The sequence below is a fragment of the Streptomyces sp. NPDC041191 genome (assembly GCF_055591945.1).
The window spans coordinates 172,230-191,625 of sequence record NZ_JBVIZC010000002.1 but is presented as its reverse complement, the minus strand read 5'-3'; the positions used below and the strand labels follow the sequence as shown (position 1 = coordinate 191,625).

The following is a 19,396-nucleotide window of genomic DNA, read 5'->3' as shown; positions in this document are numbered from 1 at the left end:
GACCGAGAGAAGACTGAGCCGATATGGCTACCACTTCGCTTGACCTTGCCAAGGTGCGCAACATCGGCATCATGGCTCACATCGACGCGGGCAAGACGACCACCACCGAGCGGATCCTGTTCTACACCGGTGTCTCGTACAAGATCGGTGAAGTCCACGACGGCGCTGCCACGATGGACTGGATGGAGCAGGAGCAGGAGCGCGGCATCACGATCACGTCCGCCGCGACGACCTGCCACTGGTCGCTCGAGAACGTCGATCACACGATCAACATCATCGACACGCCCGGCCACGTCGACTTCACCGTCGAGGTGGAGCGTTCGCTGCGCGTGCTCGACGGTGCTGTCACCGTGTTCGACGGCGTGGCCGGCGTCGAGCCGCAGTCCGAGACCGTCTGGCGTCAGGCGGACCGCTACGGCGTTCCGCGCATCTGCTTCGTCAACAAGCTCGACCGCACCGGTGCCGACTTCCTGCGCTGCGTCGACATGATCGTGGACCGCCTCGGCGCCACCCCGATCGTCATGCAGCTCCCGATCGGTGCCGAGGCCGACTTCCAGGGCGTCGTCGACCTCGTCCGCATGAAGGCCCTCGTCTGGTCCGCCGAGGCCAGCAAGGGTGAGATGTACGACATCGTCGACATCCCGGCCTCGCACACCGAGCTGGCCGAGGAGTACCGCGGCAAGCTGGTCGAGACCGTCGCGGAGAACGACGAAGAGATCATGGAGCTCTTCCTCGAGGGCGTCGAGCCCACCGAGGAGCAGCTGTACGCCGCGGTCCGTCGCATCACCATCGCCTCCGGCAAGGGCGGCGAGACCACGGTCACCCCCGTGTTCTGTGGCACCGCGTTCAAGAACAAGGGCGTCCAGCCCCTGCTCGACGCGGTCGTCCGCTACCTGCCGTCGCCCCTGGACGTCGAGGCCATCGAGGGCCAGGACGTCAAGGACCCCGAGGTCGTCGTCCGGCGCAAGCCGTCCGACGACGAGCCGCTGTCGGCCCTCGCGTTCAAGATCGCGAGCGACCCGCACCTCGGCAAGCTCACCTTCGTCCGGATCTACTCCGGTCGCCTGGAGGCCGGCACCGCGGTGCTGAACTCCGTCAAGGGCAAGAAGGAGCGCATCGGCAAGATCTACCGCATGCACGCGAACAAGCGTGAGGAGATCGACTCGGTGGGCGCCGGCGACATCGTCGCCGTCATGGGCCTCAAGCAGACCACCACCGGTGAGACGCTGTGCGACGACAAGAACCCGGTCGTCCTGGAGTCCATGGACTTCCCGGCGCCGGTCATCCAGGTCGCCATCGAGCCCAAGTCCAAGGGTGACCAGGAGAAGCTGGGTGTCGCCATCCAGCGTCTCGCGGAGGAGGACCCCTCCTTCCAGGTCCACTCGGACGAGGAGACCGGCCAGACCATCATCGGTGGCATGGGCGAGCTCCACCTCGACATCCTCGTCGACCGCATGCGGCGCGAGTTCAAGGTCGAGGCGAACGTCGGCAAGCCGCAGGTCGCGTACCGCGAGACGATCCGCAAGGCCGTCGAGCGCGTGGACTACACCCACAAGAAGCAGACCGGTGGTACCGGTCAGTTCGCCAAGGTGCAGATCGCGATCGAGCCCATCGAGGGTGGCGACGCCTCCTACGAGTTCGTGAACAAGGTCACCGGTGGCCGCATCCCGAAGGAGTACATCCCTTCGGTCGACGCGGGTGCGCAGGAGGCCATGCAGTTCGGCATCCTGGCCGGCTACGAGATGACCGGCGTTCGCGTCATCCTTCTCGACGGTGGCTACCACGAGGTCGACTCCTCCGAGCTCGCGTTCAAGATCGCCGGTTCGCAGGCCTTCAAGGAGGCCGCGCGGAAGGCTTCGCCGGTCATCCTCGAACCCATGATGTCCGTCGAGGTCACCACGCCCGAGGACTACATGGGCGAGGTCATCGGTGACATCAACTCCCGCCGTGGCCAGATCCAGGCCATGGAGGAGCGCAGCGGCGCTCGCGTCGTGCGGGGCCTCGTGCCCCTCTCGGAGATGTTCGGCTACGTCGGAGACCTCCGCAGCAAGACCTCGGGTCGCGCAAGCTACTCGATGCAGTTCGACTCCTACGCCGAGGTTCCCCGGAACGTCGCCGAGGAGATCATCGCGAAGGCCAAGGGCGAGTAACTCTCCCGAGTTCACGCTTTAGGCTTGACACCGAACGCCGGGGCTCGGCCCCCGAAACCCGAGGAACCGGGCCCCGGCGGACGGCATCCCAGCAAAGATCACCTGGCGCCGATGAGCAAGGCGTACAGAACCACTCTCCAGGAGGACCCCCGTGGCGAAGGCGAAGTTCGAGCGGACTAAGCCGCACGTCAACATCGGCACCATCGGTCACATCGACCACGGTAAGACGACCCTCACGGCCGCCATTACCAAGGTGCTGCACGACGCGTACCCGGACCTGAACGAGGCCTCGGCCTTCGACCAGATCGACAAGGCTCCCGAGGAGCGCCAGCGCGGTATCACCATCTCGATCGCGCACGTCGAGTACCAGACCGAGTCGCGTCACTACGCCCACGTCGACTGCCCCGGTCACGCGGACTACATCAAGAACATGATCACGGGTGCGGCGCAGATGGACGGCGCCATCCTCGTGGTCGCCGCCACCGACGGCCCGATGCCGCAGACCAAGGAGCACGTGCTCCTGGCCCGCCAGGTCGGCGTTCCCTACATCGTCGTCGCCCTGAACAAGGCCGACATGGTGGACGACGAGGAGATCCTGGAGCTCGTCGAGCTCGAGGTTCGTGAGCTCCTCTCCGAGTACGAGTTCCCGGGCGACGACCTGCCGGTCGTCCGTGTCTCGGCGCTCAAGGCCCTCGAGGGCGACAAGGAGTGGGCGGACAAGCTCCTCGGTCTGATGAAGGCCGTCGACGAGTCCATCCCGCAGCCCGAGCGTGACGTCGACAAGCCGTTCCTGATGCCGATCGAGGACGTCTTCACGATCACCGGTCGTGGCACCGTCGTCACCGGTCGTATCGAGCGCGGTGTCCTCAAGGTCAACGAGACCGTCGACATCATCGGCATCAAGACCGAGAAGACCACCACCACGGTCACCGGCATCGAGATGTTCCGCAAGCTGCTCGACGAGGGCCAGGCCGGTGAGAACGTCGGTCTGCTCCTCCGTGGCATCAAGCGCGAGGACGTCGAGCGCGGCCAGGTCATCATCAAGCCGGGTTCGGTCACGCCGCACACCAGCTTCGAGGCCCAGGCCTACATCCTGTCGAAGGACGAGGGTGGCCGTCACACCCCGTTCTTCAACAACTACCGCCCGCAGTTCTACTTCCGTACCACGGACGTGACCGGCGTCGTGACCCTCCCCGAGGGCACCGAGATGGTCATGCCGGGCGACAACACCTCCATGTCCGTCGAGCTGATCCAGCCCGTCGCCATGGAGGAGGGCCTCAAGTTCGCCATCCGTGAGGGTGGCCGGACCGTCGGCGCCGGCCAGGTCGTCAAGATCAACGCCTGATCTCGCACTGACCTGGTGGCTCGCAGGAGCCGCTGAGTGACAAGGGGAAGGCCCCGCACCGAGAGGTGCGGGGCCTTTCTCGCGTTCCGCCGGACGGCGCGGCCCGGGCGGGACCTTCCGGACACGGCCTACGGCCGCCAGCTCCACAGCCGTCCGTCCGCGCCCGCGCCCACCACGGTCGCTCCCCGCGCGCCCAGGTGCAGGGCGGCCGAGACCACGGGACCGCCGGACGTACGGGTACGCCTGCGTCCGCCGGCCCGCACCGTCGCCCGGCCGCGCGGGTCCGTGCCGAGCAGGACGGTCCCGAGCGCCGCCGAGTGCGCGGCGACCACGCCCCCGTACCCGTCGAGGCCGGTGTCGCCGCGCGGGCCGAGCAGCTTCCCGGACGCCGGGGGCCGGTGGTAGAGCGCGCCGTTCGCGCTCGCCACGGTGGAGCCGGAGAGCGGCAGCCGTTCCGTCCGCTCCGTCCCGTCCACCCAGTGCCGTACGGACTCCCGGCCCGCCGCGTAGAGGTGCGTCCGGCCCGCCCCGTCCACCGAGACGGCCAGCCCGTCCTGGACCTCCGCGTCCCCGGGGAGGGTCCGCCAGGGGCCCCAGGTCCCGTCCGCCGCCCGCACCCTGGTCGAGACGCGCTTGTCCGCGTTCCGCACGAAGAGGTGGACCCGGCCGTCGGGGGCCGCGACCGCCACCGGAGAACCGATTCTGCGCCCCCGGTCGCCCGTGCGCTCCGGGTTCCCCAGGCCCCGCCAGGCGAGGAACGGACCGCCGGGGGAGCGCTGCTCCAGGAGCACCACCTCGCGCCGGTTGGCCCCGCCGTGCCCGTCGAGCGCGGCGAACCGCACCCCGAAGAGCAGCGTCCTGCCGTCGTCGAGTAGGGCCGAGCCGAGCGCCGGGGCGAGCGGGCCGCCGCCCAGGTCCTCCGGCTCGCCCCAGGCGCCGCCGGGGGCGGTCTCGCGCCGGCGGACCGCGCGCAGGCCCAGGACCCCGTAGACCGTGAGCCGTCCGTCCGGCTCCTCGGCGAGCACCGGGCGGGCACCGGGCCAGCGGTGGTGGGTGGAGCGGACCCAGCCCTTGCGGTTGGTGAGCGGCCGGGTGCCGCCGACCCCGTAGTCGCCGCAGCCCGAGGGGTTCCCGCACCGCCAGGACGGGTTCCCGCCGTACGGGACGAGCCGGGCGGCCTTCTCCTTCAGGACTCCCGGCGGGAGGTTCTTGGGCCAGTGCCGGTTGTAATAGCCCCGGAAGGCGGTCGTGGTGAAGGCCGGCACCGGCTCGCCGTCCCGCACCGCGTCCGCGACGCGGCGGCACAGCGCGGCCCAGGTGAAGCAGGCGACCGCCGTGTGGTCCCCGTGGTCCTCGTAGCCCGGCTGCTCGGCGTCGTTCCGCCGTGCGGCGTCGGTGCCGTGCTGGATGTCGGGGTCCGGGTCCAGGGTGTGCACCACGGTGGGCCGGTAGCGGGCGAGCAGTCCGGCCAGGACCTCGACCAGGCCGTCGTAGTCGTAGGTGTCCGGGCGGGTGAGGGGCGAGTCCGCCGACAGGTGGGTCCGCACCTCCAGGGAGCGGTCCTTCCAGAGCGCGGGCAGCGCCATGTACCGGCGGGGGGCGTGCATCGGCAGGTTGAGGAAGACCAGCTCGATCCGGCGGGTGCCGTGCGTGAGCGTGTCGATCTCGGCCCGCCGGCCTCCCGGGAGCGTCAGGACCCCCCGCCGCCACGGCGTGAACACCGGCAGGCCGAGGGCCACGGCGTACGACTGGCGCAGCCCCTGGTGGCGGGCGGCGGAGTAGGCCGCCCGGTCCGGGCGGGCCTCGGGCATTCCGGCGATCCGGTTCCGGCCGTTGTGCTCGCCGGCGGTCACGTACACGGAGACGAGCGGGACCCCCGCGTCGATCAGCCGCTGCGAGTCCGGGTTCATGAAGTACAGGTCGTCGTCCGGGTGCGCGGCGAACTGCATCAGGAGCGCCCGGTGGGGCGGCGTCGGGGCGACCGGTTTCCCCGGCGCCGGATCGGCGGTCGGTCCGGTCCGGCGCGGCTCCGGTACGGAGCATCCGGCGACGGCCGGGGCGACGGCGACGGCGAGGGCGCCGGCGAGGACCGTCCTGCGACGGGGGGTGGTGTGCTGCACTGCGGGGCCCTTCACTCATCGGTCCCCTGGAAGACGGATGTGCGCGCGAAGGGGTTGTGTCCGTACGGCACGGTTGACGGACGTCTCGGATGACGGAACCCGGAGTCCGCTCACTGGTGCTCACGATCACATGGATGCAACAGTGAGGACGACGGCGGCGGAACGAGGGAGTTCCGGCCGGCCGTCCCTCCCTCCCGCGCGCGGCAACGGCGCCGAGCGCTCCCACCGGTTTCTCCGCCGGCGCATGCCGTGCCAGAAGGGGGTTCCACGTGCCGAACCGACCCGACCCGAAGACCGCCCGGGCCGCTCTCGACGCCCTCCGCACCGAGATCGAGCACCGCAACCCGGCGCAGCCCGAGTTCCACCAGGCCGTCCACGAGGTGCTCGACAGCCTCGCCCCCGTGCTCGCGGCCCGTCCGGAGTTCGCCGAGCCCGGACTCCTGGAGCGGCTGGTCGAGCCCGAGCGGCAGATCATCTTCCGGGTGCCGTGGCAGGACGACCAGGGCCGTACGCGGGTCAACCGGGGCTTCCGCGTCGAGTTCAACAGCGCCCTCGGCCCGTACAAGGGCGGTCTGCGCTTCCACCCGTCGGTGAACCTCGGGATCGTCAAGTTCCTCGGTTTCGAGCAGATCTTCAAGAACGCCCTGACCGGGCTCGGCATCGGCGGCGGCAAGGGCGGCAGCGACTTCGACCCGCACGGCCGCAGCGACGCCGAGGTCATGCGGTTCTGCCAGTCGTTCATGACCGAGCTGTACCGGCACCTCGGTGAGCACACCGACGTACCGGCCGGTGACATCGGCGTCGGCGGCCGGGAGATCGGCTACCTGTTCGGCCAGTACCGGCGGATCACCAACCGCTGGGAGGCCGGCGTCCTCACCGGCAAGGGCAGCGGCTGGGGCGGCTCCGCGATCCGCCCGGAGGCCACCGGCTACGGCAGCGTCCTCTTCGCCGAGGCGATGCTCCGCGAGCGCGGCGAGGGCCTGGAGGGCCGGACGGCCGTCGTCTCCGGCTCCGGCAACGTGGCCCTGTACACGATCGAGAAGCTGATCGCCCTCGGTGCCAACCCGCTGACCTGCTCCGACTCCGGCGGTTACGTGTACGACGACAAGGGCATCGACCTCGCGCTGCTCCAGCACGTCAAGGAGGTCGAGCGCGGCCGGGTGGCGGACTACGCCGAGCGCCGGGGCGCCTCCGCGCGCTTCGTGCCCGGCGGCCGGGTCTGGGAGGTCCCCGCCGACGTGGCCCTGCCGTCCGCGACCCAGAACGAGCTGGACGAGAACGACGCGGCGGCCCTGATCCGCAACGGCGTGAAGGCCGTCGCCGAGGGCGCCAACATGCCCACGACGGCGGAGGCGGTCCACCTGTTCCAGCGGGCCGGCGTCGCCTTCGGTCCGGGCAAGGCCGCCAACGCGGGCGGCGTCGCCGTCAGCGCCCTGGAGATGGCGCAGAACCACTCCCGTACGACCTGGAGCGCGGCCCGGGTGGAGGAGGAGCTGGCGGGGATCATGACCTCGATCCACACGGCCTGCCACGAGACGGCCGAGCGCTACGGGGCTCCGGGCGACTACGTCACCGGGGCCAACATCGCCGGGTTCGAGCGGGTCGCCGGGGCGATGCTGGCGCAGGGCGTCATCTGAGCAGCGGCCGGGCCGCCCCGCCCGGCCACGGCGTCCGTACGTCCCCGTTCCCGTTCCCGCGCCTCCGCCCGCCCGCGCCCGTACGTCCCCGGGAAGATTTTCCGGAAGATCTTCCCGGGGACGTAGAGACCGTCCGGACGGCTCCGACCGTAGGGTGACAGCGCGCCGGAGGGGCGCGCGGGAACGGGGAGGACACCCGGAATGAAGTACGTCGCGATGATCTACGGCAACCAGGCCAAGTGGGACGCCTTCCCCGCCGAGGCGTGGCCCGAGGCGATCGCCCGGCAGGACGCCTTCAACCGCAAGTACCGGGAGAGCGGCGAGCTGATCGGCGCGTACGGACTGGCCGACGCGGCCGCCGCCCGGCTCGTGCGGCGCGAGGACGGGGTGCCGGCCGTCACCGACGGCCCGTACCTGGAGACCAAGGAGTACCTGGCCAGCTTCTACCTCCTGGACTGCGACAGCCAGGAGCGGGCGCAGGAGATCGCCGCCGACATGCCCTTCGCGGACGTCGAGCCCGTCGAGCTGTGGCCGGTCCTGCACGAGTCCGCGGCGGACGTGTGAGCGACCGGAACGGCGTCGAGGACCTGCTGCGCGAGCACGCGCCGCGGGTCCTCGGCGCGCTCGTCCGGCGGCACGGCGACTTCGACCTCTGCGAGGACGCCCTCCAGGAGGCCCTGATCGCCGCCGCCCGCCAGTGGCCCGGGGAGGGCGTGCCCGGCAACGCGTACGGCTGGCTGCTGACCGTCGCCCACCGCCGGTACGTGGACCTGGTGCGCGGCGAGGCCGCGCGCAGGCGCCGCGAGGACGCCGTCGCGCTCGCCACCCCGGACTCCGAGCTCCTGGCGCGCGCGGCGGACGAGGACCCCGGCACGGACCGGGACGACTCCCTGGCGCTGCTCTTCCTCTGCTGTCGCCCCGAGCTGTCGCCGCCCAGCCGGATCGCGCTCACCCTGCGCGCCGTCGGCGGTCTCACCACCGCGCAGATCGCCGCCGCCTTCCTGGTCCCCGAGGCGACCATGGCGCAGCGGATCAGCCGGGCCAAACAGGCGATCAGGGAAGGGGGTTGGCCGCTGAACCCGCCGGGGGGCGAGGAGGGCGCGGCCCGCCTCGCCGAGGTGCGGCACGTGCTGTACCTGATCTTCAACGAGGGCTACACGACCAGCGGCGGCGACGCGCTCACCGCGCCCGCGCTGTCCACGGAGGCGATCCGGCTCGCCCGGCTGCTGCACCGGCTCGTCCCCGACGACACCGAGACGGCGGGACTGCTCGCCCTCATGCTGCTCACCGACGCCCGCCGTCCGGCCCGCACGGGGCCGGCCGGGGAGCTGGTGCCGCTCACGGAACAGGACCGGACGCGCTGGGACGGCCGGCTGGTCGCGGAGGGGGTGGAGCTGCTCGGCCGCACCCTGCCGAAGGGGCGGGTCGGTCCGTACCAGCTCCAGGCGGCGATCGCGGCCGTGCACGACGAGGCGGGGTCCGCCGGAGAGACGGACTGGCCGCAGATCCTCGCCCTGTACGACCTCCTGGAGCGGATCGCGCCGAACCCGATGGTCACGCTCAACCGCGCGGTCGCCGTCGCGATGGTCCACGGCCCCGGAGCCGGCCTCGAACTCCTGGACGGGCTGGCGGCGGACAAGCGGCTCGCCCGGCACCACCGCCTCCTCGCCGCGCGGGCGCACCTCCTCGAACTGCTCGGCGACGACGGGGGCGCCGCCACCGCCTACCGCGAGGCGGCCCGCCGCACGGCCGGTGCCCCCGAACGGCGCTACCTGACGGAGCGGGCCCGGCGCCTGGCGGGACCGGGGGAGAGGGGCGCCTGAGCGCCGCGCGCACACCCTGCGTATGCGCCCCGGCGCATGGGCGTACGTGACGTGGGGTACAGTCTTCGACCCCGATTGGCGGCCGGATGCCCGTGTGTGGCAGACTGTCGGGGTTGCTCGGTTGAGTGCCGATGCTGCGCGCCTCCCGTCGGGGGGACCGGAAGCGAGTCCCACAGTACTCGTCGCTCCTTCTCAGGGGCGGACGTACGGGAATCTTCTGGGAAGCGTCAGCGGGGTGCCGGCCAGGCACCCGGTGGGCCGGTGGAGACAGTGCGGCAGCCCCCGATCGGCGGTCATGGCGACCGTGCCCCCTTGGTTGGGAAGTCCCTGGGACTTCTGCGTAGAGGGAGTGCGACACGCCCGACCGCGTGGGTCGGAGGAGGCGGCGGTTCTCCGGAAGCACGACCGACCGGGTTCCAGAGCGTTTACGAGACAAAGGACTACTGAGTAGCCATGGCGGGACAGAAGATCCGCATCCGGCTCAAGGCCTACGACCACGAGGTCATCGACTCCTCGGCGAAGAAGATCGTCGAGACGGTGACGCGCACTGGTGCGTCGGTCGCGGGCCCGGTGCCGCTGCCCACTGAGAAGAACGTGTACTGCGTCATCAAGTCGCCGCACAAGTACAAGGACTCGCGCGAGCACTTCGAGATGCGCACGCACAAGCGCCTCATCGACATCCTCGACCCCACGCCGAAGACGGTCGACTCGCTCATGCGCCTCGACCTGCCGGCGGGCGTCGACATCGAGATCAAGCTCTGAGGTGACGCGCGAGATGGCTAAGAACATCAAGGGCATCCTGGGCGAGAAGCTCGGCATGACGCAGGTCTGGGACGAGAACAACCGGGTCGTCCCGGTGACCGTCGTCAAGGCCGGCCCGAATGTCGTGACCCAGGTGCGTACGAACGACACCGACGGCTACGAGTCGGTCCAGATCGCCTTCGGCGAGATCGACCCGCGCAAGGTGAACAAGCCCCTCAAGGGCCACTTCGCCAAGGCCGACGTCACCCCGCGCCGCCACCTGGTGGAGCTCCGCACCGCCGACGCCTCCGAGTACACGCTCGGCCAGGAGATCACCGCCGAGCTCTTCGAGGCCGGCGTGAAGGTCGACGTCACCGGCAAGAGCAAGGGCAAGGGCTTCGCCGGTGTCATGAAGCGCCACAACTTCCGTGGTGGCAAGGCGTCGCACGGTGCCCACCGCGTGCACCGCAAGCCCGGTTCCATCGGTGGCTGCGCCACCCCGGGCCGTGTCTTCAAGGGCATGCGCATGGCCGGTCGCATGGGCAACGAGCGTGTGACCACCCAGAACCTGACCGTCCACGCCGTTGACGCCGAGAAGGGTCTGCTGCTCATCAAGGGCGCCGTCCCCGGCCCGAACGGTGGCCTCGTCCTGGTCCGCACCGCGGCCAAGGGGGTTTGAGGAACCGATGAGCACCATTGACATCCTTTCGCCGGCGGGCGACAAGGCCGGGACCGTCGACCTCCCCGAGGAGATCTTCGGCGCGAAGGTCAGCGTTCCGCTGATCCACCAGGTCGTCGTCGCGCAGCTGGCCGCGGCCCGTCAGGGCACGCACAAGACCAAGACCCGTGGCGAAGTCCGCGGTGGTGGCAAGAAGCCTTACCGCCAGAAGGGCACCGGCCGCGCCCGTCAGGGTTCGACCCGCGCCCCGCAGTTCGCCGGTGGTGGCGTCGTGCACGGTCCCGTGCCGCGTGACTACTCGCAGCGGACCCCGAAGAAGATGAAGGCCGCCGCTCTCCGCGGTGCCCTCTCGGACCGGGCGAACCACTCCCGCATCCACGTCGTCACCGGCGTGGTCGAGGGTGAGATCTCCACCAAGGCCGCCAAGACGCTGTTCGGCAAGATCTCGGAGCGCAAGAACCTGCTCCTGGTCGCCGAGCGCTCCGACGAGGCCGCGTGGCTGTCCGCTCGTAACCTGCCCCAGGTGCACATCCTGGAGCCGGGCCAGCTCAACACGTACGACGTGATCGTCTCCGACGACGTGGTCTTCACCAAGGCCGCCCTCGAGTCCTTCGTGTCTGGCCCCCAGACCGCTGAGACCGAAGGGAGCGACGCCTGATGAGCGAGGCCGTCGTCACCAGCAAGACCTTCTCGGACCCGCGTGACATCCTCGTCAAGCCGGTCGTCTCGGAGAAGAGCTACGCCCTGCTCGACGAGAACAAGTACACGTTCATCGTCGCGCCCGGCTCCAACAAGACCCAGATCAAGCAGGCCGTCGAGGCGGTCTTCTCGGTCAAGGTCACCGGGGTCAACACGATCAACCGCCAGGGCAAGCGCAAGCGGACCAAGGCCGGTTTCGGCAAGCGCAAGGACACCAAGCGCGCCATCGTGACCCTTGCTGAGGGCAACCGAATCGACATCTTCGGCGGCCCGACCGCCTGACGGCGGTCGAGTCGTCCGATATCGGACGAGGACTGAGAAATGGGTATCCGCAAGTACAAGCCGACTACGCCGGGCCGCCGTGGCTCCTCCGTAGCCGACTTCGTCGAGATCACGCGGTCCACGCCGGAGAAGTCGCTGGTCCGCCCCCTGCACAGCAAGGGCGGCCGTAACAACACCGGTCGTGTGACCGTCCGTCACCAGGGCGGTGGCCACAAGCGCGCCTACCGCGTGATCGACTTCCGTCGTCACGACAAGGACGGCGTGCCGGCCAAGGTCGCTCACATCGAGTACGACCCCAACCGCACCGCGCGCATCGCGCTGCTCCACTACGTGGACGGCGAGAAGCGCTACATCATCGCCCCCAAGGGTCTGACGCAGGGTGACCGCGTCGAGAACGGCCCCGGCGCGGACATCAAGCCCGGCAACAACCTGGCGCTCCGCAACATCCCGGTCGGTACCACGATCCACGCGATCGAGCTCCGTCCCGGTGGCGGCGCCAAGTTCGCCCGCTCGGCCGGTGCCTCCGTGCAGCTGCTGGCGAAGGAGGGCACCATGGCCCACCTCCGCATGCCGTCCGGTGAGATCCGTCTGGTCGACGCCCGCTGCCGCGCCACCATCGGCGAGGTCGGCAACGCCGAGCAGTCGAACATCAACTGGGGCAAGGCCGGACGCAAGCGCTGGCTGGGTGTTCGCCCGACCGTCCGCGGTGTGGCGATGAACCCGGTCGACCACCCGCACGGTGGTGGTGAGGGCAAGACCTCCGGTGGTCGCCACCCGGTCTCCCCGTGGGGTCAGAAGGAGGGTCGTACTCGTTCGCCGAAGAAGGCTTCGAACAAGTACATCGTCCGCCGCCGCAAGACGAACAAGAAGCGCTAGGAGCGGGTTTAGATGCCGCGCAGTCTCAAGAAGGGACCCTTCGTCGACGGCCACCTCGTCAAGAAGGTGGACGCCCAGAACGAAGCCGGTACCAAGAACGTCATCAAGACCTGGTCCCGTCGCTCGATGATCATCCCGGCCATGCTCGGCCACACGATCGCGGTGCACAACGGCAAGACCCACATTCCGGTGTTTGTCACCGAGTCGATGGTCGGCCACAAGCTCGGCGAGTTCTCGCCGACGCGCACCTTCCGGGGTCACGTGAAGGACGACCGGAAGTCGAAGCGCCGCTAGTAGCGGGGTGGAATGACCATGACAGACACTGGAAGGACAACCATGGAAGCCAGGGCCCAGGCGCGGTACATCCGCGTCACGCCCATGAAGGCCCGCCGCGTGGTGGACCTTATCCGTGGCATGGACGCCACGGAGGCTCAGGCGGTCCTGCGTTTCGCCCCGCAGGCCGCGAGCGTGCCGGTTGGCAAGGTGCTGGACAGCGCCATCGCCAACGCTGCACACAACTACGACCACACCGACGCCTCTTCGCTGGTCATCAGCGAGGCGTACGTGGATGAGGGCCCGACCCTGAAGCGGTTCCGTCCGCGTGCTCAGGGCCGTGCCTACCGGATCCGTAAGCGGACCAGCCACATCACCGTGGTCGTCAGCAGCAAGGAAGGAACCCGGTAATGGGCCAGAAGGTTAACCCGCATGGGTTCCGGCTCGGCATCACCACGGACTTCAAGTCCCGCTGGTACGCCGACAAGCTGTACAAGGACTACGTCAAGGAAGACGTCGCCATCCGCAGGATGATGACGTCCGGCATGGAGCGCGCCGGCATCTCGAAGGTGGAGATCGAGCGCACCCGTGACCGTGTGCGTGTGGACATCCACACCGCGCGTCCCGGCATCGTCATCGGCCGCCGCGGCGCCGAGGCCGACCGCATCCGCGGCGACCTCGAGAAGCTCACGGGCAAGCAGGTCCAGCTGAACATCCTCGAGGTCAAGAACCCCGAGATGGACGCCCAGCTGGTCGCCCAGGCCGTCGCCGAGCAGCTCTCCTCCCGCGTCTCCTTCCGTCGTGCCATGCGCAAGAGCATGCAGGGCACGATGAAGGCCGGCGCCAAGGGCATCAAGATCCAGTGCGGCGGTCGCCTCGGCGGCGCCGAGATGTCCCGCTCGGAGTTCTACCGCGAGGGCCGCGTGCCCCTGCACACGCTCCGCGCGAACGTCGACTACGGCTTCTTCGAGGCCAAGACGACCTTCGGCCGCATCGGCGTGAAGGTCTGGATCTACAAGGGCGACGTCAAGAACATCGCCGAGGTCCGCGCCGAGAACGCCGCGGCCCGTGCGGGCAACCGCCCGGCCCGTGGTGCCGGCGCTGGCGACCGCCCGGCCGGCCGTGGTGGCCGCGGTGGCGAGCGTGGCGGCCGCGGCCGCAAGCCGCAGCAGCAGTCCGCGCCGGCTGCCGAGGCCCCCAAGGCCGACGCTCCCGCCGCCGCTGCCGCTCCGGCTGAGAGCACCGGAACGGAGGCCTGACCGACATGCTGATCCCCCGTAGGGTCAAGCACCGCAAGCAGCACCACCCCAAGCGCTCTGGCATGAGCAAGGGTGGTACGCAGGTCGCGTTCGGCGAGTACGGCATCCAGGCCCTCACGCCGGCGTACGTGACCAACCGCCAGATCGAGGCGGCCCGTATCGCGATGACCCGCCACATCAAGCGTGGCGGCAAGGTCTGGATCAACATCTACCCGGACCGCCCCCTCACGAAGAAGCCCGCCGAGACCCGCATGGGTTCCGGTAAGGGTTCTCCCGAGTGGTGGATCGCGAACGTCAAGCCGGGTCGGGTGATGTTCGAACTGTCCTACCCGAACGAGAAGATCGCGCGCGAGGCTCTGACCCGTGCGGCTCACAAGCTGCCGATGAAGTGCAAGATCGTCAAGCGCGAGGCAGGTGAGCTGTGATGTCGGCCGGTACCAAGGCGTCCGAGCTGCGCGAGCTGGGCAACGAGGAGCTTCTCAACAAGCTCCGCGAGGCCAAGGAAGAGCTGTTCAACCTCCGCTTCCAGGCGGCGACGGGCCAGCTCGAGAACCACGGTCGGCTCAAGTCCGTCCGTAAGGACATCGCCCGGATCTACACCCTGATGCGTGAGCGCGAGCTGGGCATCGAGACGGTGGAGAACGCCTGATGAGCGAGAGCAACGTGACTGAAAAGAACGAGCGGAACGCTCGTAAGGTCCGCGAGGGCCTGGTCGTCAGCGACAAGATGGACAAGACCGTCGTCGTCGCCGTCGAGGACCGCGTCAAGCACGCGCTGTACGGCAAGGTCATCCGCCGTACGAACAAGCTCAAGGCTCACGACGAGCAGAACGCCGCCGGCATCGGTGACCGCGTCCTCCTGATGGAGACCCGGAAGCTGTCCGCCACGAAGCACTGGCGCGTCGTCGAGATCCTCGAGAAGGCCAAGTAATCACCTAGGGGGCTTTCCCTTAGGTTCAGTTCCGCCAGGCTCGGTGGAGAAGCGCTCGTCACGAGTGCTTCTCCACCGGGAACCGGCAGACAATCAGGAGATAGACGTGATCCAGCAGGAGTCGCGACTGCGTGTCGCCGACAACACTGGTGCCAAGGAGATCCTTTGCATCCGTGTTCTCGGTGGCTCGGGTCGCCGCTACGCGGGCATCGGTGACGTCATCGTCGCCACCGTCAAGGACGCGATCCCCGGTGGCAACGTGAAGAAGGGTGACGTCGTCAAGGCGGTCATCGTTCGCACCGTCAAGGAGCGCCGCCGCCAGGACGGCTCGTACATCCGCTTCGACGAGAACGCCGCTGTCATTCTCAAGAACGACGGCGACCCTCGTGGCACCCGTATCTTCGGCCCGGTCGGCCGTGAGCTGCGCGAGAAGAAGTTCATGAAGATCATCTCGCTCGCGCCGGAGGTGCTGTAAGCATGAAGATCAAGAAGGGCGACCTGGTCCAGGTCATCACCGGTAAGGACAAGGGCAAGCAGGGCAAGGTCGTCACGGCCTTCCCCCGCGAGAACCGCGTCCTCGTCGAGGGTGTCAACCGGGTCAAGAAGCACACCAAGGCCGGCCCCTCGCAGGCCGGCGGCATCGTGACGACCGAGGCCCCGATCCACGTGAGCAACGTTCAGCTCGTCGTGGAGAAGGACGGCAAGAAGGTCGTCACGCGTGTCGGTTACCGCTTCGACGACGAGGGCAACAAGATCCGCGTTGCCAAGCGGACGGGTGAGGACATCTGATGGCTACCACCACTCCGCGTCTCAAGACGAAGTACCGCGAGGAGATCGCGGGCAAGCTGCGTGAGGAGTTCTCGTACGAGAACGTCATGCAGATCCCCGGTCTCGTCAAGATCGTGGTCAACATGGGTGTCGGCGACGCCGCCCGTGACTCGAAGCTGATCGACGGCGCGATCCGCGACCTCACGACGATCACCGGTCAGAAGCCGGCCGTCACCAAGGCGCGCAAGTCCATCGCGCAGTTCAAGCTCCGCGAGGGCCAGCCGATCGGCGCCCACGTCACGCTCCGTGGCGACCGCATGTGGGAGTTCCTGGACCGCACCCTGTCGCTGGCGCTCCCGCGCATCCGCGACTTCCGCGGCCTGTCCCCCAAGCAGTTCGACGGCCGTGGCAACTACACCTTCGGTCTCACGGAGCAGGTCATGTTCCACGAGATCGACCAGGACAAGATCGACCGTGTCCGGGGTATGGACATCACCGTGGTGACCACGGCGACCAACGACGACGAGGGCCGTGCCCTTCTGCGTCACCTCGGCTTCCCCTTCAAGGAGGCGTAAGCGAGATGGCGAAGAAGGCTCTCATCGCGAAGGCTGCCCGCAAGCCCAAGTTCGGCGTGCGCGGTTACACGCGCTGCCAGCGCTGTGGTCGTCCCCACTCCGTGTACCGCAAGTTCGGCCTGTGCCGCGTGTGCCTTCGTGAGATGGCTCACCGTGGCGAGCTGCCGGGCGTGACCAAGAGCTCCTGGTAATCCCTCACTTGGGATGACCGGAGTCTCTCGGTAAGCATTGGGTCGGCGGAGGCCCGCCCCCGCATGCCTTAGGCTTGTGGGGTTGGGCGTCCGCCGCCCGTACGACTTACTACGCCGTAGGTCCCCGCGCCGCACCCGTCCCGCCCCTGTGTGGGGAGAGGGATGGCGCACTGGAAACCCCGGCGAGAGAGGCCGAAGGCCAATTCATGACCATGACTGATCCGATCGCGGACATGCTGACTCGTCTGCGTAACGCGAACTCGGCATACCACGACTCCGTGACGATGCCGCACAGCAAGATCAAGTCTCACATCGCGGAAATCCTCCAGCAGGAGGGCTTCATCACGGGCTGGAAGGTCGAGGACGCCGAGGTCGGCAAGAACCTCGTCCTCGAGCTCAAGTTCGGTCCGAACCGTGAGCGCTCCATCGCGGGCATCAAGCGGATCTCGAAGCCCGGTCTCCGGGTTTACGCGAAGTCCACCAACCTGCCGAAGGTCCTCGGCGGCCTGGGCGTGGCGATCATCTCCACGTCCCACGGTCTCCTGACCGGCCAGCAGGCAGGCAAGAAGGGCGTAGGTGGGGAAGTCCTCGCCTACGTCTGGTAGTCGGGAACGGAGGAATAGCTAATGTCGCGTATTGGCAAGCTGCCTATCCAGGTTCCCGCCGGCGTGGACGTCACCATCGATGGCCGCACGGTCACGGTCAAGGGTTCCAAGGGCACCCTGAGCCACACCGTCGCCGCGCCGATCGAGATCGTTAAGGGCGAGGACGGCGTTCTCAACGTCACCCGCCCGAACGACGAGCGTCAGAACAAGGCCCTCCACGGCCTGTCCCGCACGCTGGTGGCCAACATGATCACCGGTGTGACCCAGGGTTACGTCAAGGCGCTCGAGATCAGCGGTGTCGGTTACCGCGTCGCCGCGAAGGGCTCCAACCTGGAGTTCCAGCTCGGTTACAGCCACCCGATCCTGGTCGAGGCGCCCGAGGGCATCTCGTTCAAGGTCGAGTCGCCGACCAAGTTCTCGGTCGAGGGCATCGACAAGCAGAAGGTCGGCGAGGTCGCCGCCAACATCCGCAAGCTGCGCAAGCCCGACCCGTACAAGGCCAAGGGCGTCAAGTACGCGGGCGAGGTCATCCGCCGCAAGGTCGGAAAGGCTGGTAAGTAAAGCCATGGCATACGGTGTGAAGATCGCCAAGGGCGACGCCTACAAGGGCGCCGCCAAGAAGCGCCGCCACATCCGCATCCGCAAGAACGTGTCGGGTACGGCGGAGCGTCCGCGCCTCGTCGTGACGCGTTCCAACCGCGGTATCACCGCTCAGGTCATCGACGACCTCAAGGGTCACACCCTTGCGTCGGCGTCGACCCTGGACGCGTCGATCCGCGGCGGCGAGGGTGACAAGTCCGCGCAGGCCAAGCAGGTCGGTTCCCTGGTCGCCGAGCGCGCCAAGGCCGCCGGCGTCGAGGCTGTCGTGTTCGACCGTGGTGGCAACAGGTACGCCGGGCGCATTGCCGCTCTGGCTGACGCCGCCCGCGAAGCCGGGCTGAAGTTCTGAGCCCCGGTTCCGGGACCAACGGACGTAACAGAGAGAGGTAATCCAAATGGCTGGACCCCAGCGCCGCGGAAGCGGTGCCGGTGGCGGCGAGCGGCGGGACCGGAAGGGCCGCGACGGTGGCGCTGCCGCCGAGAAGACCGCGTACGTTGAGCGCGTTGTCGCGATCAACCGCGTCGCCAAGGTTGTCAAGGGTGGTCGTCGCTTCAGCTTCACCGCGCTGGTCGTGGTGGGCGACGGTGACGGCACCGTAGGTGTCGGTTACGGCAAGGCCAAGGAAGTTCCCGCGGCCATCGCCAAGGGCGTCGAGGAAGCCAAGAAGAACTTCTTCAAGGTTCCCCGCATCCAGGGCACCATCCCTCACCCGATCCAGGGCGAGAAGGCCGCGGGCGTCGTCCTGCTCAAGCCGGCTTCCCCCGGTACCGGTGTGATCGCCGGTGGCCCGGTGCGCGCCGTGCTCGAGTGCGCCGGCGTTCACGACATCCTGTCGAAGTCGCTCGGCTCCGACAACGCGATCAACATCGTGCACGCGACCGTGGCGGCCCTCAAGGGCCTGCAGCGTCCCGAGGAGATCGCGGCCCGCCGCGGTCTGCCCCTCGAGGACGTCGCCCCCGCGGCTCTGCTCCGTGCGCGTGCTGGGGCGGGTGCGTAATGGCTCGCCTCAAGGTCACGCAGACGAAGTCGTACATCGGCAGCAAGCAGAACCACCGCGACACCCTGCGTTCGCTCGGCCTCAAGAAGGTCAACGACGTGGTTGTCAAGGAGGATCGTCCCGAGTTCCGCGGCATGGTGCACACCGTCCGCCACCTCGTGACGGTCGAGGAGGTTGACTGACATGGCGGAGAACAACCCGCTGAAGGCCCACAACCTCCGTCCCGCCCCCGGCGCCAAGACCGCGAAGACCCGTGTCGGTCGTGGTGAGGCGTCGAAGGGTAAGACGGCCGGTCGTGGTACGAAGGGCACGAAGGCCCGCTACCAGGTTCCGCAGCGCTTCGAGGGTGGGCAGATGCCCCTCCACATGCGTCTGCCGAAGCTGAAGGGCTTCAAGAACCCCTTCCGCACCGAGTACCAGGTCGTGAACCTGGACAAGCTCACCGCGCTCTACCCGCAGGGTGGCGAGGTCACGGTGGCCGACCTGGTCGCCAAGGGTGCCGTTCGCAAGAACCAGCTCGTCAAGGTCCTTGGCCAGGGCGAGGTCTCCGTGGCGCTGCAGGTGACGGTCGACGCCGTCTCCGGCTCCGCCAAGGAGAAGATCGCCGCCGCCGGCGGCACCGTCACCGAGCTCGTCTGAGACGACCGCTCGATGGCTTGAACATCCGACCGGGGATGCCTCTCAAAAGGGGCATCCCCGGTTGGTCGTTCCTAGGGGGGCATGGTCGCCGGTAAGGTGGCGTGCACTGTCCGGACTCCGTGTGCCGCGTGCGCGCGGGGTCGATGACTGAAACCAACTATTCGTCGAACCTCAAGACCGTCACCCTTGACGCATTGCGCGGGGGT

General features: G+C 68.6%; 27 protein-coding genes. 26 read left to right on the top strand and 1 reads right to left on the bottom strand.

Annotated features, from left to right (window positions below):
- Positions 1-23: 23 nt before the first annotated feature.
- Both fusA and tuf read left to right on the top strand, forming a co-directional pair.
- A complete protein-coding gene (gene fusA / locus ACZ6AQ_RS03995) occupies positions 24-2,150 on the top strand; it encodes an elongation factor G (protein WP_388687965.1) in 2,127 nt (708 codons plus the stop codon).
- A 151-nt stretch (positions 2,151-2,301) separates the two neighbouring features.
- Entirely contained in the window at positions 2,302-3,495 is a 1,194-nt protein-coding gene (tuf, locus tag ACZ6AQ_RS03990; protein ID WP_388687963.1) for an elongation factor Tu, read from the top strand.
- A 128-nt stretch (positions 3,496-3,623) separates the two neighbouring features.
- On the opposite strand, the gene ACZ6AQ_RS03985 is transcribed toward tuf, so the two are convergent.
- Entirely contained in the window at positions 3,624-5,615 is a 1,992-nt protein-coding gene (locus ACZ6AQ_RS03985; RefSeq protein WP_468757270.1) for a PIG-L family deacetylase, read from the bottom strand.
- Between the two features lie 269 nt (positions 5,616-5,884).
- On the opposite strand from ACZ6AQ_RS03985, the gene gdhA reads away from it, so the two are divergent.
- The 24 genes from gdhA to rplO all read left to right on the top strand — a co-directional run bounded on the left by gdhA (position 5,885) and on the right by rplO (position 19,190).
- Positions 5,885-7,252: an NADP-specific glutamate dehydrogenase gene (gdhA, locus tag ACZ6AQ_RS03980; protein WP_468757268.1), complete on the top strand. Its 1,368-nt coding sequence runs from the start codon at positions 5,885-5,887 to the stop codon at positions 7,250-7,252.
- A gap of 201 nt (positions 7,253-7,453) precedes the next feature.
- On the top strand, positions 7,454-7,816 hold the full coding sequence (locus ACZ6AQ_RS03975) for a YciI family protein (protein WP_468757266.1): 363 nt from the start codon (positions 7,454-7,456) through the stop codon (positions 7,814-7,816).
- Positions 7,813-9,075, top strand: a complete 1,263-nt coding sequence (locus ACZ6AQ_RS03970) for an RNA polymerase sigma factor (protein ID WP_468757264.1) — start codon at positions 7,813-7,815, stop codon at positions 9,073-9,075. Before ACZ6AQ_RS03975 ends, ACZ6AQ_RS03970 begins: the two co-directional genes overlap by 4 nt.
- 453 nt (positions 9,076-9,528) lie before the next feature.
- Positions 9,529-9,837 carry a 30S ribosomal protein S10 gene (gene rpsJ / locus ACZ6AQ_RS03965; RefSeq protein ID WP_003948644.1) on the top strand — a complete coding sequence of 103 codons (309 nt, stop codon included), beginning with the start codon at positions 9,529-9,531 and terminating at the stop codon, positions 9,835-9,837.
- Between the two features lie 13 nt (positions 9,838-9,850).
- The gene (rplC, locus tag ACZ6AQ_RS03960) at positions 9,851-10,495 is read left to right on the top strand and encodes a 50S ribosomal protein L3 (protein WP_388687950.1); all 645 of its coding nucleotides are present in this window, start codon (positions 9,851-9,853) and stop codon (positions 10,493-10,495) included.
- 7 nt (positions 10,496-10,502) lie between these two features.
- A complete protein-coding gene (rplD, locus tag ACZ6AQ_RS03955) occupies positions 10,503-11,153 on the top strand; it encodes a 50S ribosomal protein L4 (protein WP_467386391.1) in 651 nt (216 codons plus the stop codon).
- Positions 11,153-11,476 carry a 50S ribosomal protein L23 gene (gene rplW, locus ACZ6AQ_RS03950; protein WP_053646169.1) on the top strand — a complete coding sequence of 108 codons (324 nt, stop codon included), beginning with the start codon at positions 11,153-11,155 and terminating at the stop codon, positions 11,474-11,476. Before rplD ends, rplW begins: the two co-directional genes overlap by 1 nt.
- A 39-nt stretch (positions 11,477-11,515) precedes the next feature.
- The gene (gene rplB / locus ACZ6AQ_RS03945) at positions 11,516-12,352 is read left to right on the top strand and encodes a 50S ribosomal protein L2 (RefSeq protein WP_030208986.1); all 837 of its coding nucleotides are present in this window, start codon (positions 11,516-11,518) and stop codon (positions 12,350-12,352) included.
- A gap of 12 nt (positions 12,353-12,364) precedes the next feature.
- Positions 12,365-12,646 carry a 30S ribosomal protein S19 gene (gene rpsS / locus ACZ6AQ_RS03940; protein ID WP_015035577.1) on the top strand — a complete coding sequence of 94 codons (282 nt, stop codon included), beginning with the start codon at positions 12,365-12,367 and terminating at the stop codon, positions 12,644-12,646.
- 42 nt (positions 12,647-12,688) lie between these two features.
- Positions 12,689-13,036, top strand: coding sequence for a 50S ribosomal protein L22 (gene rplV, locus ACZ6AQ_RS03935; RefSeq protein ID WP_004571827.1), 348 nt, complete (start codon positions 12,689-12,691; stop codon positions 13,034-13,036).
- On the top strand, positions 13,036-13,884 hold the full coding sequence (rpsC, locus tag ACZ6AQ_RS03930) for a 30S ribosomal protein S3 (RefSeq protein ID WP_017239578.1): 849 nt from the start codon (positions 13,036-13,038) through the stop codon (positions 13,882-13,884). Before rplV ends, rpsC begins: the two co-directional genes overlap by 1 nt.
- Before the next feature lie 5 nt (positions 13,885-13,889).
- Positions 13,890-14,309, top strand: coding sequence for a 50S ribosomal protein L16 (rplP, locus tag ACZ6AQ_RS03925; RefSeq protein WP_015035580.1), 420 nt, complete (start codon positions 13,890-13,892; stop codon positions 14,307-14,309).
- Complete coding sequence (gene rpmC / locus ACZ6AQ_RS03920) at positions 14,309-14,533, top strand: 50S ribosomal protein L29 (protein ID WP_017239580.1); 225 nt, start codon at positions 14,309-14,311, stop codon at positions 14,531-14,533. The genes rplP and rpmC overlap by 1 nt, the downstream gene beginning before the upstream one ends.
- Positions 14,533-14,814, top strand: coding sequence for a 30S ribosomal protein S17 (rpsQ, locus tag ACZ6AQ_RS03915; protein ID WP_388687943.1), 282 nt, complete (start codon positions 14,533-14,535; stop codon positions 14,812-14,814). The genes rpmC and rpsQ overlap by 1 nt, the downstream gene beginning before the upstream one ends.
- Before the next feature lie 106 nt (positions 14,815-14,920).
- Positions 14,921-15,289 carry a 50S ribosomal protein L14 gene (gene rplN / locus ACZ6AQ_RS03910; RefSeq protein ID WP_003956455.1) on the top strand — a complete coding sequence of 123 codons (369 nt, stop codon included), beginning with the start codon at positions 14,921-14,923 and terminating at the stop codon, positions 15,287-15,289.
- A gap of 2 nt (positions 15,290-15,291) precedes the next feature.
- The gene (gene rplX, locus ACZ6AQ_RS03905; protein ID WP_030208998.1) at positions 15,292-15,603 is read left to right on the top strand and encodes a 50S ribosomal protein L24; all 312 of its coding nucleotides are present in this window, start codon (positions 15,292-15,294) and stop codon (positions 15,601-15,603) included.
- Positions 15,600-16,157 (top strand): 50S ribosomal protein L5, encoded by a 558-nt coding sequence (gene rplE, locus ACZ6AQ_RS03900; RefSeq protein ID WP_104860432.1) that lies wholly within the window; start codon positions 15,600-15,602, stop codon positions 16,155-16,157. The genes rplX and rplE overlap by 4 nt, the downstream gene beginning before the upstream one ends.
- Positions 16,158-16,162: 5 nt before the next feature.
- Entirely contained in the window at positions 16,163-16,348 is a 186-nt protein-coding gene (locus tag ACZ6AQ_RS03895) for a type Z 30S ribosomal protein S14 (protein WP_003948630.1), read from the top strand.
- A gap of 206 nt (positions 16,349-16,554) precedes the next feature.
- Positions 16,555-16,953 (top strand): 30S ribosomal protein S8, encoded by a 399-nt coding sequence (gene rpsH, locus ACZ6AQ_RS03890; RefSeq protein ID WP_015035585.1) that lies wholly within the window; start codon positions 16,555-16,557, stop codon positions 16,951-16,953.
- A 21-nt stretch (positions 16,954-16,974) separates the two neighbouring features.
- A complete protein-coding gene (rplF, locus tag ACZ6AQ_RS03885; RefSeq protein WP_388687939.1) occupies positions 16,975-17,514 on the top strand; it encodes a 50S ribosomal protein L6 in 540 nt (179 codons plus the stop codon).
- Positions 17,515-17,518: 4 nt separating this feature from the next.
- Complete coding sequence (gene rplR, locus ACZ6AQ_RS03880) at positions 17,519-17,902, top strand: 50S ribosomal protein L18 (protein WP_056651228.1); 384 nt, start codon at positions 17,519-17,521, stop codon at positions 17,900-17,902.
- A gap of 46 nt (positions 17,903-17,948) precedes the next feature.
- A complete protein-coding gene (gene rpsE / locus ACZ6AQ_RS03875) occupies positions 17,949-18,551 on the top strand; it encodes a 30S ribosomal protein S5 (protein ID WP_017239585.1) in 603 nt (200 codons plus the stop codon).
- Positions 18,551-18,733, top strand: coding sequence for a 50S ribosomal protein L30 (gene rpmD / locus ACZ6AQ_RS03870; protein WP_015035589.1), 183 nt, complete (start codon positions 18,551-18,553; stop codon positions 18,731-18,733). Before rpsE ends, rpmD begins: the two co-directional genes overlap by 1 nt.
- 1 nt (position 18,734) lies before the next feature.
- Entirely contained in the window at positions 18,735-19,190 is a 456-nt protein-coding gene (rplO, locus tag ACZ6AQ_RS03865) for a 50S ribosomal protein L15 (protein WP_093874532.1), read from the top strand.
- Positions 19,191-19,396: the final 206 nt, after the last annotated feature.

Excerpts from the sequence above, each read along its gene's own strand:
- ACZ6AQ_RS03895 (WP_003948630.1), top strand. The coding sequence starts at position 16,163 with ATGGCGAAGAAGGCTCTCATCGCGAAGGCTGCCCGCAAGCCCAAGTTC.
- rpsE (WP_017239585.1), top strand. The coding sequence starts at position 17,949 with ATGGCTGGACCCCAGCGCCGCGGAAGCGGTGCCGGTGGCGGCGAGCGG.
- rplD (WP_467386391.1), top strand. The coding sequence starts at position 10,503 with ATGAGCACCATTGACATCCTTTCGCCGGCGGGCGACAAGGCCGGGACC.
- rpmD (WP_015035589.1), top strand. The coding sequence starts at position 18,551 with ATGGCTCGCCTCAAGGTCACGCAGACGAAGTCGTACATCGGCAGCAAG.
- rpmC (WP_017239580.1), top strand. The coding sequence starts at position 14,309 with ATGTCGGCCGGTACCAAGGCGTCCGAGCTGCGCGAGCTGGGCAACGAG.
- rplR (WP_056651228.1), top strand. The coding sequence starts at position 17,519 with ATGGCATACGGTGTGAAGATCGCCAAGGGCGACGCCTACAAGGGCGCC.
- rplW (WP_053646169.1), top strand. The coding sequence starts at position 11,153 with ATGAGCGAGGCCGTCGTCACCAGCAAGACCTTCTCGGACCCGCGTGAC.
- ACZ6AQ_RS03975 (WP_468757266.1), top strand. The coding sequence starts at position 7,454 with ATGAAGTACGTCGCGATGATCTACGGCAACCAGGCCAAGTGGGACGCC.
- fusA (WP_388687965.1), top strand. The coding sequence starts at position 24 with ATGGCTACCACTTCGCTTGACCTTGCCAAGGTGCGCAACATCGGCATC.
- rpsC (WP_017239578.1), top strand. The coding sequence starts at position 13,036 with ATGGGCCAGAAGGTTAACCCGCATGGGTTCCGGCTCGGCATCACCACG.
- rpsJ (WP_003948644.1), top strand. The coding sequence starts at position 9,529 with ATGGCGGGACAGAAGATCCGCATCCGGCTCAAGGCCTACGACCACGAG.
- rplO (WP_093874532.1), top strand. The coding sequence starts at position 18,735 with ATGGCGGAGAACAACCCGCTGAAGGCCCACAACCTCCGTCCCGCCCCC.
- rplC (WP_388687950.1), top strand. The coding sequence starts at position 9,851 with ATGGCTAAGAACATCAAGGGCATCCTGGGCGAGAAGCTCGGCATGACG.
- rplF (WP_388687939.1), top strand. The coding sequence starts at position 16,975 with ATGTCGCGTATTGGCAAGCTGCCTATCCAGGTTCCCGCCGGCGTGGAC.
- rpsS (WP_015035577.1), top strand. The coding sequence starts at position 12,365 with ATGCCGCGCAGTCTCAAGAAGGGACCCTTCGTCGACGGCCACCTCGTC.
- rplV (WP_004571827.1), top strand. The coding sequence starts at position 12,689 with ATGGAAGCCAGGGCCCAGGCGCGGTACATCCGCGTCACGCCCATGAAG.
- rpsH (WP_015035585.1), top strand. The coding sequence starts at position 16,555 with ATGACCATGACTGATCCGATCGCGGACATGCTGACTCGTCTGCGTAAC.
- rplP (WP_015035580.1), top strand. The coding sequence starts at position 13,890 with ATGCTGATCCCCCGTAGGGTCAAGCACCGCAAGCAGCACCACCCCAAG.
- rplX (WP_030208998.1), top strand. The coding sequence starts at position 15,292 with ATGAAGATCAAGAAGGGCGACCTGGTCCAGGTCATCACCGGTAAGGAC.
- rplB (WP_030208986.1), top strand. The coding sequence starts at position 11,516 with ATGGGTATCCGCAAGTACAAGCCGACTACGCCGGGCCGCCGTGGCTCC.
- rpsQ (WP_388687943.1), top strand. The coding sequence starts at position 14,533 with ATGAGCGAGAGCAACGTGACTGAAAAGAACGAGCGGAACGCTCGTAAG.